We start from the raw sequence: 15,727 nt of genomic DNA, 5'->3' as shown, positions 1-15,727 counted from the left end.
GGGAGCACGCGGCCATCCCGCAGCAGCCGGCCGCCGTCGAGCCGGCCCCGGCCGCCCCGCAGCGCCCGGCGACGGGCCTGCGCGGCCCGGCCGTCGCGGCGAGCGCCGCCCGGCGCCCGGCGCCGGGGCAGGCGGAGGCCGGCAACGGCCCGTCCCGCAACGCGCCGTGCCCGTGCGGTTCCGGCCGCAAGTACAAGCGCTGCCACGGCGCCCCCAACGGCGGCGCCTGACCGGCAGGTGAGCGGGGCTGCGCCCCGCCGAAGCGCATCGAGCCGCGGTCTCGCCGACCGCGGCTCGATGCGCGTTTCAGAGCACCTGGAGGGCGGTGCAGAGCCAGGAGCCGCGGCGGTGCTCCAGGCGCAGCGCCATCGCCCAGGTGCGCCCGCCCGCGCCGGCGAGCACCGCGGCCGCCTCCACGGCTGCGGCGCGCGGCTCGCAGACCCGCAGCCGACGCAGCCGCACGACGGGCCGGGTGGACCGGCGACGCGCCGGGCCGGACCGGGCGGTGGCGCGGGCGAGTTCGGGCAGCAGCCCGGCCGCCCTGGCCGGGTCGAGCAGCGGGCGGAGCTGCCCGGGCGGGCGGTAGCCGTTGAGCACCTCCAGGCAGGTGCTGACGAAGCGGTGGGCGGCCCGGGTGGCCTCGGGGGTGGCGGTCACCAGCGCGCCCGGGGGCAGCGGCGCGGCGGGCCCGCGGCCGGGTCCCGCCGGGGCCGGCGACACCCGCGCCCGGCGGCCGGGCGGCCGGTCGGGGTCGCGGCGGGCCGGCTCGAACAGGTCGAGGACGAGTTGGGCGTGCGCCGGGGCGGGCCAGTGTGCGGCGTCGTCGTCGGCGAACGGCGGCTCGAACGAGGGCGCGGGGCGCAGCCGGACGGGAGGGCGCGGCGGGCCGGGGCGGCGCGAGTCGGTCATCCGGACCTCCCATGATCTTGCGTTTGCTTTCGTTTGCCTTCGACTGACTCCATTCTCGGACACGGTAGAGCCGGCGGTCAATGCCTGGGGGCGTTCGGGTGGTTACTCCGGGTCGCGTTCGGCCAGCGGGTTGCTCCGCACCCACTCGGCGGTCTCGGCGTACTTGCGCTCGATGTACTCCTCCAGCCGGGCACGCTCCACGCGCCACTGGCCACGCCCGCCGATCTTGATCGCCGGCAGTTCGCCGCTGCGCACCATGTGGTAGACCTGCGAGTCCGACACGTTCAGCTCGGTGGCCACGTCGGAGAGCAGCAGGAACCTCGGTTCCACGGAAACTCCCGGGGTCGGCGTCGTTTGGCTCAGTTTGCCACCGACCGCCGACGTCGCCCAGCCGGCGGACGGGACCTGCGGCGACGCGTCCGGCGGGACACACCGGCCGGGAGCTTCCGTCGCGCAGGTGCGAGGTGTATGACGGTCACGGCGTACGGCATGATCGGCGCCGGACCGGCGGAGGCCGGCGGAGGACCTGAGCGGGGGAGACGACCGGTGACCGAGGAGCTTGTCCGGGTGTACGTGCCGGCGACAGTCCCGATGCTGACCCTCCTGCGGGGGCCCGGGCTGCCCGTGGTCGCCGCGCACGCGGTGACCCCCGCCCTGCGCGAGTGGTACGCCGAGGGCGACGAGGAGGAGTTGGAGTACGTCGCCTTCACCCGCGCCGCCCAGGACGCGCTGCAACTGCTCCGGGCCGATCCCGACGCGCCCCGCCGCCGTGTGGTCGTCTCGGTGGACCTGCCCGCCTCGGCGGTGGGCCGGGGCGACGGGGAGTTGGGCTCCAGCGCGGTCGAGTTGAGCGCGCCCGTGCCCGTCGCCGCCGTCGCCGCGATCCACGTGGACGGCGCCGACGCGGTGGAGGACGTGGCCGCCGCGGCGGAGGTGGTCGTCGAGGCCCTCGCCGGCGACCCGGACGCCCAGTTCACGGTCGACGGGGCCGAGGACCACGAGCTGGAGTGGTACGACGTCTCCGAGCTGGACCTGCTGCTCCGCGCCTCCTGACCCCGCCGTCGCCGGCGGTGCCGGGCGTCAGCGGGTGGGGGCGGCCTCGGCCGGCTCGTCGTCGTCGGCGTGGGCCGGTCCCAGGGTGCGGCCGAAGGCGATCATGGCGGTCAGCGCGCCGACGAAGAGCACCCAGATGCCGTTGTCGACCCGGGAGGTGCCCAGCGAGGTCTGCGCCACCGCGTCCGCCTCGCTCAGGGCGCCGGCCAGGTCGAGCAGGGAGCGCCCGCCGACCCGGATGATCACTTCGGCGAGGAGCAGGAGCAGGCCCGGGCCGGCCCCGGCCAGCAGGTACGCCGGCCAGCGCGGCGCGGGCGTCGACGCCTCCCGCCGGGCGGCCCGGCGCCGGGCCCAGGTCAGGTAGCCGAAGGCGAGCAGCCCCGCCAACAGGCCGGCGAGCAGCGACTCGGTGCGCGACACCCACTTGGCGGCGGTGAGCAGCGACTCCTGGGTGTCGCCGGCGCCGAAGAGGTCGAACAGGGGATCGCGGGCCCGGCTGAAGGCCACCACGAAGATGAGCGTGCCGAGGGCGGCGGTGACCACGGCACCGACCACGGGTGCGCTGCGGGCGCCGGCGATGGCCCCACCGATCGTCGCCGCGGCGGCGGTGGTGCCGGCGATCACGTTGGTGGTCGCGTTGTCGGCGTACGTCAGGTTGATCGCGAACGCGGCGGCCAGCGCCACCAGCAGGCCGGTGCCGATCGCGGCCACGAAGCGCAGGGTCACCCGGTCGCTGCCCCGGCGGGCGAGCAGGTCGACGCCGAAGAGGGCGAAGGCGGCGCCGGCGACCAGCGCGGCCGAGATCACCCCCGGCAGGGCGAAGGCGGAGAGGCTGATCGCGGTGATCCCGGCGGCCGCCGAGTTGATCGCCTCGCGGGTCGACCAGAGCATCGCGGTCAGCCAGCCGAGCGCCAGGAGCGCGAGCACCGGTGCGCCGGGCGCGAGCGCCGGAGCGACCCCGTCGCCATCGGCGGCCGGCAGGTCCGACTCGTCGGCGTCGGCCGGGCCCGGCTCCCGCCCCGGCTCGGCAGCGGTGGCGTCGGCGGCCGGAACCGGCTGGTCCGACTCCGCGGCGGCGGAGCTGCCGGGCTGCTTGGTCATCCTCTTCCCCTCCGACGGGCGCCCGGCCCTCGGCGGGGCCGGCATTTCACCGGCCACCCAGCGTACGCGCCCGCCGGGCCCGCCCTGGTCGGTCGGTGGTGGGGGTGGGGCGAGGGCCGCGCCGTGAAACAATCGGGCGAGGTCCCGCCGCCGCGACCGGTCCACCCCCCGCGGCGCCCGGCGCCGGTCGTCCGGCCGGTGCCAGCGGGTCCGATTTCGCCACCGCTGTCGAGATCGCCAGGAGCCCTGATGGACGCCGTGTTCTCCGTACCCGAGCCGCGCAACGAGCCGGTGCGCAACTACGAGCCGGGCAGTGCCGACCGGGAACGGCTCCAGCAGCGGCTGGCCGAGCTGGCCGCCGAGCGGATCGACCTGCCGATGACCATCGCCGGTGAGCAGCGGATGGCCGGCGGCGAGTCGATCGACGTGGTGCAGCCGCACAAGCACGCGCACGTGCTGGGCGTCACCGGGCACGCCGACCACGAAGACGCCCGCGCGGCGGTCAAGGCCGCCAAGGACGCCGCCCCGATGTGGCGGGCCCTGCCGTTCGAGGAGCGCGCCGCGATCTTCCTGCGCGCCGCCGAGCTGCTCGCCGGCCCCTGGCGGGACACCCTGAACGCCGCCACCATGCTCGGCCAGTCGAAGACCGCCATCCAGGCCGAGATCGACTCGGCCTGCGAGTTCGTCGACTTCCTCCGGTTCAACGTGCACTTCGCCAGGAAGCTGCTGGAGGAGCAGCCGATGTCGTCGCCCGGGGTGTGGAACCGCTTCGACCACCGCCCGCTGGAGGGCTTCGTCTACGCGATCACCCCGTTCAACTTCACCGCGATCGCCGGCAACCTGCCCTCGGCGCCGGCCCTGCTGGGCAACACGGTGGTCTGGAAGCCGGGCCCGACCCAGCAGTTCGCCGCGCACTTCACCATGCGGCTGTTCGAGGCGGCCGGCCTGCCCCCCGGCGTGATCAACATGGTCACCGGGCGTGGCGAGGCGGTCTCCGACGTCGTGCTCGCCGACCCGGACCTGGCCGGCATCCACTTCACCGGCTCCACCAAGGTCTTCCAGCACCTGTGGAAGACCGTCGGGGAGAACATCTCCCGCTACCGGGGCTACCCGCGCCTGGTCGGCGAGACCGGCGGCAAGGACTTCGTCGTCGCGCACACCAGCGCGGACGTCGACGCCCTGCACACCGCGCTGATCCGGGGCGCCTTCGAGTACCAGGGCCAGAAGTGCTCGGCCGCCTCCCGGGCGTACGTCCCGCGGTCGCTCTGGGAGGGCGGGCTGCGCGACCGGCTGGCCGCCACCACGGAGTCCCTCACCTACGGCGACGTCACCGACTTCGGCAACTTCGGCGGCGCGGTGATCGACGCCAAGGCGTTCGACCGGCACACCGCCGCGCTGGAGCTGATCTCCGACGACGACGCCTGCCGCGTGCTCGCCGGCGGCACCGCCGACGACTCCGTCGGATACTTCGTCCGGCCGACGCTGTTCGAGTGCACCGACGCGGCGCACGAGACGTTCACCACCGAGTACTTCGGGCCGATCCTCGGCGTGCACGTCTTCGACGACGCCCGCTTCGACGACGTGGTCGCCCAGGCCGAGTCGATCGCGCCGTACGCGCTGACCGGGTCGATCTTCGCGACCGACCGCCGGGTGGTCGACGCGGTGGCCGAGAAGATGCGGTACGCCGCCGGCAACTTCTACATCAACGACAAGCCGACCGGCGCGGTGGTCGGGCAGCAGCCCTTCGGCGGCGCCCGGGCCAGCGGCACCAACGACAAGGCCGGCTCCTGGCACAACCTCGTCCGGTGGATGTCGCCCCGGACGATCAAGGAGACCTTCGTCGCGCCGACCGACCACACGTACCCGCACATGGGCTGAGGTGTAAGGAAGGGCACCTTCCTATCGTCTGGTGTATAGGAAGGTGCCCTTCCTTACCGGCACCCGGCGCGTCCGTGCGTCGCGGGGGCGTCCGCCGGCGGCGGGCGGGGGTGGGGCGGCGGCGGTACCGTGGCCGCTGTGACCCACCCCACCCCCGCGCACGACCCCCGCTTCGGCGAGCAGGGTGGCCTGCTCACCTACAGCGACTACCTGCGGCTGGCCGACCTGCTCGCGGCACAGGTGCCGGAGTCCGACCCGGCCTCCCACGACGAACTGCTCTTCATCACCATCCACCAGGTCTACGAGCTGTGGTTCAAGCTGCTGCTCGCGGAGCTGACCGACGCCCGGGACCGGATGCTGGCCGGCGAGACCTACCTGCCCCGGGTGCGGCTGGAGCGCTGCCACGCGGTGGAGCGGGTGCTGATCGGCCAGGTCGACGTCATCGACACGATGACCCCGCAGGACTTCCTGGCCTTCCGCACCAAGCTGGCCCCGGCGTCGGGCTTCCAGTCCGCACAGTTCCGGGAGATCGAGTTCCTCTCCGGCCTGAAGGACCCGGACTACCTGCGCCGGTTCCGGGGGCTGCCCGCCGTCGAGCGGGAACGGCTGGAGCGGCGGCTGGCCGAGCCGAGCCTCTGGGACGGCTTCCTGGCCGTGCTCGGCCGGGCCGGCTTCGACGTCTCCGAGGCGGAGGCGCGCTTCGCGGCGTACGCGACGATCGCCGCCGACCGGGAGCGGTTCGGGCCGCTGTGGGACCTCGCGGAGGCGCTGGTCGCGCACGACCAGGCGTTCTCGCTGTGGCGGGCCCGGCACGTGCTCATGGCCGAGCGGCAGATCGGCACCAAACCGGGCACCGGGGGCTCGGCCGGCGGAGCGTACCTGCGCTCCCGGGTCGAGAGCCGGTTCTACCCCGAGCTGTGGGAGCTGCGCAGCCGGCTCTGAGACATCGGCGCTCCGGCGCGGACTGTCTCGCGCCGACAGTGCACATAGGAAGCCCTACCGGGTGGCGAAACCGTGAAATCCTGGACGCCACGTCAGCAAAGTGGCAGCGTGATGGGCATGGCGGATTCCGGAGTCAACCCCACGGCGGCGGCCCTGCTCGGGCTGCTCCATGAGGGCCCCATGACAGGTGGCCAGTTGATGGCCGCCGCCGAGCGCCGGCTGGCGCCGTACTGGTCGATGACCCGTAGCCAGGTCTACCGGGAGCTGCCGGTGCTGGCCGAGCGGGGTCTCGTCCGGATGGGCAAGCCCGGGCCGCGCTCCAGCCAGCCGTACGCGATCACCGCAGCCGGAAAACGGACGTTTTCCCGCTGGTTGACGGAGGACCCGGGGCGGGACACGATCCGCAACCCGATCGCCCTGCGGATCGCCTTCGGCGACCTGCACTCCGCCAGCCAGCTCAAGAACCTCCAGGCCGCGGCCAACGAATACCACACCGAGGCGCTCGCCAAGGTCCGCGAGCAGGTCAAGAACGCCAAGAAGGAAGGCGAGACGTACGACGCCAGCGCGCTGGAGTTCGCCGTCGCCTACCACAAGGCGGCCCTGTCCTGGCTGAAGAGCGCCCCGGTCGGCTGATCGGGCTCGCAAGCTCACTCCTCGCACGAGCTGGGTCATCTTTTTGCTCGTGACTGCGGGGCTCGCAAGCTCACTCCTCGCACGAGCAGTACCCTTGTCTGTCGTGACCGCTGCCGATTACGCCGAACAGCTCAAGGACCTCGACGCCACCCTGCGCAACATCGAGTCGGTGCTCGACGTCGACCGCCTGCAGGAGGACAAGGCGCGCCTGGAGCAGGAGGCCTCCGCGCCCGACCTGTGGGACGACCAGGCCAAGGCGCAGCAGGTGACCTCCCAGCTGTCGTACGTCAACGGCGAGATCAACAAGCTCTCCACCCTCCGCTCCCGCCTCGACGACGCCGGGGTGCTGCTGGAGCTGGCCGAGGCCGAGTCCGACCCCGGGGTGCTCACCGAGGTCGAGTCGGAGATCGCCGGGCTGACCAAGGCCATCCAGGAGATGGAGGTCCGCACCCTGCTCTCCGGCGAGTACGACTCCCGGGAGGCGCTGGTCGCCATCCGGGCCGGCGCCGGCGGCGTGGACGCGGCGGACTTCGCCGAGATGCTGCTGCGGATGTACCTGCGCTGGGCCGAGCGGCACGGCTACCCGACGGAGGTCTACGAGACCTCCTACGCCGAGGAGGCGGGCCTCAAGTCGGCCACCTTCACCGTGAAGGTGCCCTACGCCTACGGCACGCTCAGCGTCGAGTCGGGCACCCACCGGCTGGTGCGGATCAGCCCGTTCGACAACCAGGGCCGCCGGCAGACGAGCTTCGCCGGGGTCGAGGTGCTGCCGGTGGTGGAGCAGACCGACCACATCGACATCCCCGAGAACGAGATGCGGATCGACGTCTACCGCTCCTCCGGCCCGGGCGGGCAGAGCGTCAACACCACCGACTCCGCCGTCCGGATCACGCACATCCCGACCGGGATCGTGGTCACCTGCCAGAACGAGAAGTCCCAGCTGCAGAACAAGGCGTCCGCGCTGCGGGTGCTCCAGGCGCGGCTGCTGGAGGTCAAGCGGCAGGAGGAGCAGGCCAAGCTCCAGGGCCTGAAGAAGGAGACCACCGGCGCGTGGGGCGACCAGATGCGCTCGTACGTCCTGCACCCCTATCAGATGGTGAAGGACCTGCGGACGGAGCAGGAGACCGGCAACCCGTCCTCGGTTTTCGACGGCGACCTGGACAGCTTCATCGAGGCCGGGATCCGGTGGCGCAAGCAGCAGGAGATGGCCGGCGACACTGCGTGATCAGCCGCGGGCGGAGCGCGTCTTCGATCTCCGCGTAACCCCGCAAATAGATGACGCGACTCGCAACGGCGGGGCGTGGGGCTTGGCTCCACGGTTACACCGCGTAGACTCACCACCCGTGATTCAGCTTGAGCAAGTGACGAAGACGTACCCGAAGGCGTCCCGGCCTTCGCTCGACAACGTGTCCGTCTCGATCGAGAAGGGCGAGTTCGTCTTCTTCATCGGTCCATCCGGCTCCGGCAAGTCCACCATCATCAAGCTGCTGCTGCACGAGGTCTCGCCCAACAAGGGCCGGGTCATCGTCAACAGCAAGGACGTCACCTCGATGCGCTCGTGGAAGCGACCCCACTTCCGGCGCTCGATCGGCTGCGTCTTCCAGGACTTCCGGCTGCTGCCGAACCGCACCGCGTACGAGAACGTGGCGTTCGCCCTCGAGGTGATCGGCAAGACCAAGGCGGTCGCCCGCCGGGTCGTGCCGGAGGTGCTGGAGCTGGTCGGGCTCGGTGGCAAGGAGCACCGCTACCCGCACGAGCTCTCCGGTGGCGAGCAGCAGCGGGTGGCCGTCGCCCGGGCGTTCGTGAACCGTCCGCTGATCCTGCTCGCGGACGAGCCGACCGGAAACCTCGACCCGGACACCTCGATCGAGATCATGCGCCTGCTGGACCGGATCAACCGCACCGGCACGACCGTCGTGATGGTCACGCACGACTCCAACATCGTGAACCAGATGCGCCGCCGGGTCATCGAGATCGAGAGCGGCCGCATCGTGCGCGACCAGGCCCGCGGCGTCTACGGCTGAGCCGACGCCACCCCTGCGCAGCCTGACGACGAACACCTCATGCCGGAGACCCGGAGGAAATCCCGATGCGCGTGAAATACGTCCTGTCCGAGGTACTGGTCGGACTGTGGCGCAACGTGACCATGACCATCGCGATGATCATCACGATGGCTGTCTCGCTGACCATGCTCGGCGCCAGCGGTCTCATGTACCGCCAGGTCGACGACATGAAGGACCTCTACTACAAGAACATCCAGGTCTCGATCTTCCTCGACCAGGAGGTGACCCCCGAGCAGCGCGAAGCCCTGGACGGCCAGCTGAAGGGTGACCCGCTGGTCAAGGAGGTCATCTACGTCAACAAGGACGAGGCGTACAAGCGCTTCCAGGAGATGTTCCAGGACGCTCCGGACCTGCTCAGCGCCGTCAAGGCGGACAGCCTGCCCGAGTCGTTCCGGCTCACGCTGAACAACCCGGAGCAGTACAAGAGCATCTACGACCAGTACAAGGACGCCGAGGGCGTCGACGAGATCGTCGACCAGAGCCGGCTGCTGGACAAGATCTTCGACATCCTCACCTCGATCCAGAACATCGCCCTGGCCGCCGCGATCGTGATGGCCGTCGCCGCGCTGCTCCTGGTCGCCAACACGATCCAGGTCGCCGCGTACAGCAAGCGGCGTGAGGTCGCGGTCATGAAGCTGGTCGGCGCGTCGAACTGGTTCATCCAGGCGCCGTTCGTGCTGGAGGCCGTGGTCGCGGGCCTGATCGGCTCGCTGCTCGGCCTGGTGGCGCTGATCGCGGCGAAGTACCTCCTCTTCGACGGATCACTGCAGGCGCTACAGGGCCTGCTCTCCCCGGTGGGCTGGGGCGACATCCTGGTGATGTTCCCGCTGATGGCCGGCGTCGGCGGCCTGGTCAGCGCGGTCACCGCCTGGGTCACCCTCCGCTTCTACCTGCGGGTCTAGCCTCCACACGGCTCGACGGGCCCTTCCGCGCCAGGAATAAACGGCGCGGGAGGGTCCTTGTCGTTCGGGTAGCATGATCTCCGCCCCGCGGCCGGTCACTCCGGGCGCGGTCACACGGAAAGGGGGTGGCGCCGATGCCACGGGAAAAGGGGCGCAAGGTCGTCGCCTCCAACAAGAAGGCCCGGCACGACTACTCGATCCTCGACACGTACGAGGCGGGCATGGCGCTGACCGGCACCGAGGTCAAGTCGCTGCGGGCCGGGCGCGCGTCGCTGGTCGACGCGTTCGCCCAGGAGCGCAACGGCGAGCTGTACCTGCACGGGATGCACATCCCGGAGTACACGCAGGGCACCTGGACCAATCACGAGCCGAGGCGGACCCGCAAGCTGCTGCTCAAGCGGCTGGAGATCGACCGGCTGATCGGCAAGACCCGCGAGGGCGGCCTGACCATGGTGCCGTTGCAGGTCTACTTCTCCGACGGCTGGGCCAAGGTCGAGATCGCCCTGGCCAAGGGCAAGAAGTCGTACGACAAGCGGCAGGACCTCGCCAAGCGGGACGCGGACCGGGAGATCGCCCGGGTCACCGGCCGGCGCGGCAAGGGGATGGATGACTGATCTGTCTGCTTTGTCCGGGTCGGCGCGCCGACCCGGGGCTCGGGATGAAACCCGTTGCGGCAGGCGTTAGGCTTGGTGGAGCCGCCACAGGGGCGGCCCGTCGAGGGGGTGACTGGTTTCGACTTCGTACGTTGCGGCAGGGGAAGCGAGCCGAGGAAGCCGACGTCGTCTCGAGAATCGTTCGTCGGAAACCAATAAGCGCCAAGAACAATCGCGCTGACTTCGCTCTCGCCGCCTGAGGCGAGTAGCAAGTCTGTCGGCCTGGGAGCGCCTTCGACCCAGTTAGCCGGCATCAGCTAGAAGGCTGGCCAACCGGACCCGGTCGCGGGGTCCGTGCGGCGAGATCAATCAGCGACTGGGCCCGTCACACCGACTCGCTCGCGTGATCGGAGGGGCCGAGTAGAGGCACAGCGAGCTGCGCTCGGAGAAGCCCTGACAAGGCGGCGAAGGACCCGGGTTCGATTCCCGGCACCTCCACCACCAGTCGATGCGCCCCGGTCCACCGGACCGGGGCGCATCGTCGTCTCCGGGCCCGGACGCGAGGGGAAGGGCCCGGACGTGGGGCCCGTGGGGCCGGAGGGGGCTTCTGCGGCCGACGGGGCAGATGAGGTGCCGCCGCCTCTGGACAGGGCAAACGCGCCGGGTCCACCATCGCTGTACGCGGTCAGACGCGACGCGGGAGGTGCCCATGGTCACCGGTCCGATCCAGCAGCCGTCCACCGTCTCCGGGGCGCTCCGGCCGCCCGCCGCCCGCCGGCCCCCCGCCACCCTGCTCGGGGACCTGCACGCGCTCACCCGGGCCCTGGCGGTCCCGCCGGCCGAGCCGCGCTGGCGGGAGCGGGTCCTGCTCCGGCTGGGGCCCGTGCGGCAGGGCTTCGCGGAGCACGTCCGGGTCACCGAGGGGCCCGCCGGACTCTACGCCGAGCTGCTCGGCCAGGCGCCCCGGCTGGAACACGGGGTGCGGCTGCTGGCCCGGGAGCACGCCGCCATCGCCGCCGCGCTGGCCGCCCTGCACCGGGCGGCGGAACTGCCGGAGGCGTCGGCCGACGACCTCCTCGGCCGGGCCGGGCACCTGGTGCGCGCCCTCGCCCGGCACCGGCAGCGCGGCGCGGACCTCATCTGGCAGGCGTACGAGACGGATCTCGGCGGGGAGACCTGAGCGCGGGAACCGGCGGCGGCGACCCGGCGTCCAACCGACATGCGCCGTACCGCCGCCCTGCTGGGCCTGCCGCTGTTGATGATCGTTGCCGGGTGCGCCCCGGCCGGCTCCGAGCCGATCGAGCTCTCCGACGGCGACCCCCGCCGGATGGCGTTCACGTCCCGGGCCACCGAGGTCGCCGAGGCGTGGCGACCGACCCCGGCGTGGGCGACCGGATACGTGCCGGTGCAGGACCCGACGGTGCTGCTCGGCGATCCAGGCTTCACCGAGGCGACCAGGACGGCCTTCCAGAGCGGCTGGTACCGCGACCAGGTCGACCTGCCCGCCGACCGGCCCGCCGACGGCACCATCCGGTTCCCGGACGGCACGCTCACCGTGCCGCTGATCAGCGCGGCCACCGCCTACGGGCAGCTCGACCAGGGCGATCCGCCGCCGTGCGGTGGCCGGCCGAAGGGCCCTGCCGGGCCGAACGGCCCCGGCCGGCCCGGCCCCGGCGGCCCCACCATCGAGCCCGGCCCCGACGGCCCGGTCAGCAGCACCCCGCAGACCGCCTGCGTCCCGCTGACCGTCACCGCCGTGAAGCTGGGCACGGCGCCCGTGCGCACCAGCCGCGGCGAGGCGCAGGTGCCGGCGTGGCTGTTCACCGTGGAGGAACTCTCCGCGCCGGTGGCCCGGGTCGCCGTGGCGCCTTCGGCCGTCACCGCCCTGCCCGAGCCGGCCGCGCCGGCGAGCCCGGCCCCGCCGGGCGTGGTCGGCGCCCAGGACCTGCGGTCCGTCGACGGCGCCACGCTGACCTGGCGGCTCGGCGTGGGCAGCTGCGACACCGGGATCACCCCGCTGGTGCAGGAGCGCGACGACGTGGTGGTGGTCGGCGGCGGCGTCACCACCGCCACCGGCCAGTGCACCATGATGCTGAAGCTCGAGCCGGTCACCGCCACGCTGAAGGCGCCGCTCGGCGACCGGCCGGTGCTCGACGTGCTCACCGGCGCGCCGCTGCGACTCACCACGAGCTGACGGGGCGCCGGCTCGCGGGAGGCGGGCCGGTGCTGACGGGGTGGCGACTCACGGCCCAGGTCATCGCTGCCCGGGTGGCGGGTCAGAGGAGCCGGGGCACCTCGGTGCTGACGGGCACCGGCAGCACCGTCGGGCCGTCCGCCCGCAGTCCGGTGGCCAGGGCGTCGCCGAGCTGGTCCGGGTGTGTCACGACGGTCGCGGTGCAGCCGTATCCGCGGGCGATGGCGGTGATGTCCAGCCCCGGCAGGTCCAGCCCGGGCACCCCGGGGGTGTCCTTGAAGTCGGCGAACGACTTCAGGATGGCGTACTGCTGGTTCACCGGCACCACGACGACCAGCGGCAGGCGCAGCTGCGCGGCGGTCCAGAGGGCCTGCACCGAGTAGTGGAACGAGCCGTCCCCGATGACCGCGACCACCGGCCGGCCCCGGCCGGTGTCGCGTTGCGCCAGCGCGATGCCGACGGCCGCCGGCAGGCCGTACCCGAGGCCGCCGCTGGCCATGGTGAAGTACGACCCGGGGCGGGTGCTGCGCAGCCGGCGACGCAGCGCCGGCAGGTTGGACGGCGACTCCTGCACCAGGATCCCGTCGGCGGGCCAGTGCCCGGCCAGCGCCGCGAAGAGCGCGTCCGGTGCCGGCGGCAGCCCGTCCGGCGGCGGGGGCGGGTCGGGGCGCGGCGGCGGCGCCGGCCGGTCGGCCGCCGGCAGCAGGTCGACCAGGGCGGCCAGGGCCAGCCCCGCGTCGCCGAGCAGGCTGTCGCCCACCGGGGCGCGGGCCGCCTCCTCGGGGTCGTCGGTGACGTGCAGCAGGCGGGCGCCGGCGGGCAGATGGTCGCCCGGCACGTGCGGGTAGTAGCGGAACACCGGCGCGCCGACGACCAGCACGGTGTCGCGCCCGTCCAGCGCCTCCGCCAGCGGCCCCGTCGCGAAGGGCAGCACCCCGCGGAAGTGCGGGTGGTCCTCCGGGAACGCGGCCCGCTCCGGCGCGGGGGCCGACCAGACGGGCGCGGCGAGCCGCTCCGCCAGCGCCACCGCGGCCGGCCACCCGCCGGCCCGGTCCACGGCCGCGCCGAGCACCAGCGCGGGCGCGCGGCTGCCGGCCAGGACGGCGGCGAACTCCCGCAGCCGCTGAGGGTCGGGCGCGAACCGGGTGGCCACCGTCCGCACCGGCGGGGGCGGGTCGGCGGGCTGCGCCCAGTCGTCGAGGGGCAGGGAGAGGAAGACCGGCCCGGCTGGCGGCTGCACCGCGGTCGCGTACGCCCGCATGAGCGCCGCCGGGACGTCCTGCGCGCGGACCGGCTCGTGGCTCCACTTCACGTACGGCTGGGGCAGCTCGGTGGCCCGCCTGCTGGTCAGCCGGGGCTCGAGCAGCAGCATCTCCCGGGTCTGCTGGCCGGCGGTGACGATCAGCGGCGTCCGGTTGTGCCAGGCCGTGACCAGGTTGCCCATGCCGTTGCCCGTGCCGGGCGCGGTGTGCAGGTTGACGTGCGCCGGCCGCCCGGTGGCCTGCGCGTAGCCGTCCGCCATACCGACCGCCGACGCCTCGTGCAGGGCGAGCACGTAGTGGAAGTCGTCCGGGAAGTCCCGCAGGAACGGCTCCTCGGTGGAGCCCGGGTTGCCGAAGACGGTGGTCAGGCCGAGGGCACGGAGCAGGTCGTACGTGGTGTCGCGGACCGTTGCCATCGCCCTCCAATCTATCGGGGCGCCCCGGGCATCTCGGGCTTTTCGCCGGCTCCCCCGCCCGTCAGGGGAGCGTGATGGGAAGGGTGATGCCGTCCAGCGCCCGCCCGCAGTCGCAGTCCCGTTCGGCGGGCAGCGCGGCGACCGCGGCCAGCAGCAGGCCCCGCAGCCGGTCGGTGTTCTCGCCGAAGACCCGGAACACCTCCTCCTGGGTCACCGCGCCGCCACCCTCCACGCCCGCGTCGTGATCGGTGACCAGGGCGATCGAGGAGTAGCAGAGGGCCAGCTCGCGGGCGAGGACCGCCTCCGGGTGCCCGGTCATGTTGACCACCGCGCCGCCCATCGAGGCGAACCAGCGCGACTCGGCGCGGGTGGAGAAGCGGGGGCCCTCGACCACCACCACCGTGCCGCCGTCCACCGCCGGGACGGCCCGCCGTGCCGCCGCGGCGAGCAGCGTGCGACGGCCGGCCGGGCAGTACGGGTCGGCGAACGAGACGTGCACGGCGCCCCGGTCGTAGTAGGTCTGCGCGCGCCCGCTGGTGCGGTCGATGAGCTGGTCCGGCACCACGAACGTGCCCGGCCCGAGTTCCGGCCGCAGCCCGCCCACGGCGCACGGGGCGAGCACCTGGCGTACGCCGAGGGAGCGCAGCGCCCAGAGGTTGGCCCGGTACGGGATCAGGTGCGGCGGGTGGCGGTGGTCGCGGCCGTGGCGGGGCAGGAACGCCACCCGCCGGCCGCCCACGTCGGCGATGGTGACGGCGTCGGACGGCGGCCCGTACGGCGTGTCCACCTCGTGCTCGGTCGCGCCGTCGAGCAGCGCGTAGAGCCCAGAGCCCCCGATCACCGCGAGTTCCGCCGTGACGCCCATCAGTCCTCCCTCATGACTGTCGATCACCCGACCGTCAGACCTTAACCACCGCCCCGGGGGCAGGCTATGGTGCCAGGCATGGCGTTGACGGCGCGGACGGCACCGGTGCCCCCGGGCGTCCCGGTGCGGTCGGTCTGACGGGGGTCCGGCATGCAGGGAGAGGGGCAGGCGATCGGCGGGCGGGCTACGGGGTCGATGGCCGGGCGGCTGCTGGTCGCGACGCCGGCGCTGAAGGACCCGAACTTCGACCGTACGGTCGTGCTGCTGGTCGCGCACGAGCCCGGCGGCGCCCTCGGCGTGGTGCTCAACCGGGCGACCGAGGTGCCGGTCGCCGAAGTGCTGGGCGACTGGAGCGGCCTGGCCCGCGATCCGGCGGTGCTCTTCGAGGGCGGGCCCGTGCAGCCCGACTCGGCGATCTGCCTGGCCCGGATGCGCCACCCGGTGCAGCGGCTCAGGGGCTTCCAGCAGATCTCCGGCGCGGTCGGCACGCTCGACCTGTCGGTCGACCCGGAGCGGTTGCGGGAGGGCATCAGCGGCATCCGCGTCTTCGCCGGCTACTCCGGCTGGGGCTCGGGCCAGTTGGAGCAGGAGATCGAGGACGGCTCCTGGTTCGTGCTGGACGCGCTTCCCGGCGACGGCTTCGTGGACCGGCCCGACGACCTGTGGCCGATGGTGCTGCGCCGGCAGGGCGGCATGATGGCGGCGGTCGCCCACTTCCCGCCGGACGTGGCGCTCAACTGACCCGCCGGCGAGTGGGGACCCCGCGAGATGACCATGCGGCGGGGCGTGTGTATAGTTCTCTCGTGCCCGGGCGACCGGGACAACCGCAAGGGGCCGTGGCGCAGCTGGTAGCGCACCACACTGGCAGTGTGGGGGTCAGGGGTTCGAGTCCCCTCGGCTCCACCCTTGCGAAACG

Annotated in this window: 17 protein-coding genes, 1 tRNA gene and 1 other RNA gene; 14 read left to right on the top strand and 5 right to left on the bottom strand. The window is 73.1% G+C overall.

Annotated elements, in window-relative coordinates; translation table 11 throughout:
• Positions 1 to 230 (top strand): SEC-C metal-binding domain-containing protein (locus tag AB0G14_RS21200; protein WP_357699850.1); only part of this gene is annotated, 230 nt, incomplete at its 5' end.
• 76 nt (positions 231 to 306) lie between these two features.
• On the opposite strand, the gene AB0G14_RS21195 is transcribed toward AB0G14_RS21200, so the two are convergent.
• Together AB0G14_RS21195 and AB0G14_RS21190 are read right to left on the bottom strand one after the other, a co-directional pair.
• On the bottom strand, positions 307 to 909 hold the full coding sequence (locus tag AB0G14_RS21195) for an Rv3235 family protein (RefSeq protein ID WP_357699848.1): 603 nt from the start codon (positions 907 to 909) through the stop codon (positions 307 to 309).
• Between the two features lie 102 nt (positions 910 to 1,011).
• Complete coding sequence (locus AB0G14_RS21190; protein ID WP_350685633.1) at positions 1,012 to 1,239, bottom strand: helix-turn-helix domain-containing protein; 228 nt, start codon at positions 1,237 to 1,239, stop codon at positions 1,012 to 1,014.
• A gap of 216 nt (positions 1,240 to 1,455) precedes the next feature.
• Between AB0G14_RS21190 and AB0G14_RS21185 the strand changes: the two genes are divergently transcribed.
• Positions 1,456 to 1,962, top strand: coding sequence for a hypothetical protein (locus AB0G14_RS21185; RefSeq protein WP_357699846.1), 507 nt, complete (start codon positions 1,456 to 1,458; stop codon positions 1,960 to 1,962).
• 27 nt (positions 1,963 to 1,989) lie between these two features.
• On the opposite strand, the gene AB0G14_RS21180 is transcribed toward AB0G14_RS21185, so the two are convergent.
• On the bottom strand, positions 1,990 to 3,063 hold the full coding sequence (locus AB0G14_RS21180; protein WP_357699844.1) for a hypothetical protein: 1,074 nt from the start codon (positions 3,061 to 3,063) through the stop codon (positions 1,990 to 1,992).
• Between the two features lie 249 nt (positions 3,064 to 3,312).
• Between AB0G14_RS21180 and pruA the strand changes: the two genes are divergently transcribed.
• The 10 genes from pruA to AB0G14_RS21130 all read left to right on the top strand — a co-directional run bounded on the left by pruA (position 3,313) and on the right by AB0G14_RS21130 (position 12,268).
• Positions 3,313 to 4,941: an L-glutamate gamma-semialdehyde dehydrogenase gene (gene pruA, locus AB0G14_RS21175; protein WP_357699842.1), complete on the top strand. Its 1,629-nt coding sequence runs from the start codon at positions 3,313 to 3,315 to the stop codon at positions 4,939 to 4,941.
• Positions 4,942 to 5,079: 138 nt separating this feature from the next.
• Positions 5,080 to 5,883, top strand: coding sequence for a tryptophan 2,3-dioxygenase family protein (locus AB0G14_RS21170; protein ID WP_350703156.1), 804 nt, complete (start codon positions 5,080 to 5,082; stop codon positions 5,881 to 5,883).
• A gap of 117 nt (positions 5,884 to 6,000) precedes the next feature.
• Positions 6,001 to 6,516, top strand: a complete 516-nt coding sequence (locus AB0G14_RS21165; RefSeq protein ID WP_350685626.1) for a PadR family transcriptional regulator — start codon at positions 6,001 to 6,003, stop codon at positions 6,514 to 6,516.
• A gap of 103 nt (positions 6,517 to 6,619) precedes the next feature.
• On the top strand, positions 6,620 to 7,741 hold the full coding sequence (prfB, locus tag AB0G14_RS21160) for a peptide chain release factor 2 (protein ID WP_357699839.1): 1,122 nt from the start codon (positions 6,620 to 6,622) through the stop codon (positions 7,739 to 7,741).
• Positions 7,742 to 7,859: 118 nt separating this feature from the next.
• Positions 7,860 to 8,540 carry a cell division ATP-binding protein FtsE gene (gene ftsE, locus AB0G14_RS21155; RefSeq protein WP_091097362.1) on the top strand — a complete coding sequence of 227 codons (681 nt, stop codon included), beginning with the start codon at positions 7,860 to 7,862 and terminating at the stop codon, positions 8,538 to 8,540.
• Positions 8,541 to 8,605: 65 nt separating this feature from the next.
• On the top strand, positions 8,606 to 9,481 hold the full coding sequence (ftsX, locus tag AB0G14_RS21150) for a permease-like cell division protein FtsX (protein ID WP_357699836.1): 876 nt from the start codon (positions 8,606 to 8,608) through the stop codon (positions 9,479 to 9,481).
• 134 nt (positions 9,482 to 9,615) lie between these two features.
• Entirely contained in the window at positions 9,616 to 10,095 is a 480-nt protein-coding gene (smpB, locus tag AB0G14_RS21145; protein ID WP_350703149.1) for an SsrA-binding protein SmpB, read from the top strand.
• 104 nt (positions 10,096 to 10,199) lie between these two features.
• Positions 10,200 to 10,575: a transfer-messenger RNA gene (gene ssrA / locus AB0G14_RS21140) on the top strand.
• Between the two features lie 208 nt (positions 10,576 to 10,783).
• A complete protein-coding gene (locus AB0G14_RS21135) occupies positions 10,784 to 11,254 on the top strand; it encodes a hypothetical protein (RefSeq protein WP_357699834.1) in 471 nt (156 codons plus the stop codon).
• A 39-nt stretch (positions 11,255 to 11,293) separates the two neighbouring features.
• Positions 11,294 to 12,268, top strand: a complete 975-nt coding sequence (locus tag AB0G14_RS21130; protein WP_357699832.1) for a hypothetical protein — start codon at positions 11,294 to 11,296, stop codon at positions 12,266 to 12,268.
• Between the two features lie 82 nt (positions 12,269 to 12,350).
• Here AB0G14_RS21130 and mdlC read toward each other — a convergent pair whose 3' ends face one another.
• Positions 12,351 to 13,946 (bottom strand): benzoylformate decarboxylase, encoded by a 1,596-nt coding sequence (gene mdlC / locus AB0G14_RS21125; RefSeq protein WP_357699830.1) that lies wholly within the window; start codon positions 13,944 to 13,946, stop codon positions 12,351 to 12,353.
• A 61-nt stretch (positions 13,947 to 14,007) separates the two neighbouring features.
• Positions 14,008 to 14,811, bottom strand: a complete 804-nt coding sequence (locus AB0G14_RS21120; protein WP_357699828.1) for an S-methyl-5'-thioadenosine phosphorylase — start codon at positions 14,809 to 14,811, stop codon at positions 14,008 to 14,010.
• Between the two features lie 150 nt (positions 14,812 to 14,961).
• Between AB0G14_RS21120 and AB0G14_RS21115 the strand changes: the two genes are divergently transcribed.
• Entirely contained in the window at positions 14,962 to 15,552 is a 591-nt protein-coding gene (locus AB0G14_RS21115) for a YqgE/AlgH family protein (protein WP_357699826.1), read from the top strand.
• Between the two features lie 89 nt (positions 15,553 to 15,641).
• A tRNA-Ala gene (locus AB0G14_RS21110) sits at positions 15,642 to 15,714 on the top strand.
• The last annotated feature ends 13 nt before the right edge of the window (positions 15,715 to 15,727 follow it).

The sequence above is a fragment of the Micromonospora sp. NPDC023814 genome, assembly GCF_040639595.1.
Classification (GTDB): domain Bacteria; phylum Actinomycetota; class Actinomycetes; order Mycobacteriales; family Micromonosporaceae; genus Micromonospora.
The sequence above is the reverse complement of the archived record's forward strand: the minus strand, read 5'-3'. Positions and strand labels throughout refer to the sequence as shown.

Bases quoted from the DNA above. Each gene is read 5' to 3' on its own strand.
- smpB (WP_350703149.1), top strand. From the start codon at position 9,616: ATGCCACGGGAAAAGGGGCGCAAGGTCGTCGCCTCCAACAAGAAGGCC.
- AB0G14_RS21120 (WP_357699828.1), bottom strand. From the start codon at position 14,811: ATGGGCGTCACGGCGGAACTCGCGGTGATCGGGGGCTCTGGGCTCTAC.
- mdlC (WP_357699830.1), bottom strand. From the start codon at position 13,946: ATGGCAACGGTCCGCGACACCACGTACGACCTGCTCCGTGCCCTCGGC.
- pruA (WP_357699842.1), top strand. From the start codon at position 3,313: ATGGACGCCGTGTTCTCCGTACCCGAGCCGCGCAACGAGCCGGTGCGC.
- AB0G14_RS21165 (WP_350685626.1), top strand. From the start codon at position 6,001: ATGGCGGATTCCGGAGTCAACCCCACGGCGGCGGCCCTGCTCGGGCTG.
- AB0G14_RS21135 (WP_357699834.1), top strand. From the start codon at position 10,784: ATGGTCACCGGTCCGATCCAGCAGCCGTCCACCGTCTCCGGGGCGCTC.
- AB0G14_RS21130 (WP_357699832.1), top strand. From the start codon at position 11,294: ATGCGCCGTACCGCCGCCCTGCTGGGCCTGCCGCTGTTGATGATCGTT.
- ftsX (WP_357699836.1), top strand. From the start codon at position 8,606: ATGCGCGTGAAATACGTCCTGTCCGAGGTACTGGTCGGACTGTGGCGC.
- AB0G14_RS21195 (WP_357699848.1), bottom strand. From the start codon at position 909: ATGACCGACTCGCGCCGCCCCGGCCCGCCGCGCCCTCCCGTCCGGCTG.
- AB0G14_RS21180 (WP_357699844.1), bottom strand. From the start codon at position 3,063: ATGACCAAGCAGCCCGGCAGCTCCGCCGCCGCGGAGTCGGACCAGCCG.
- AB0G14_RS21115 (WP_357699826.1), top strand. From the start codon at position 14,962: ATGCAGGGAGAGGGGCAGGCGATCGGCGGGCGGGCTACGGGGTCGATG.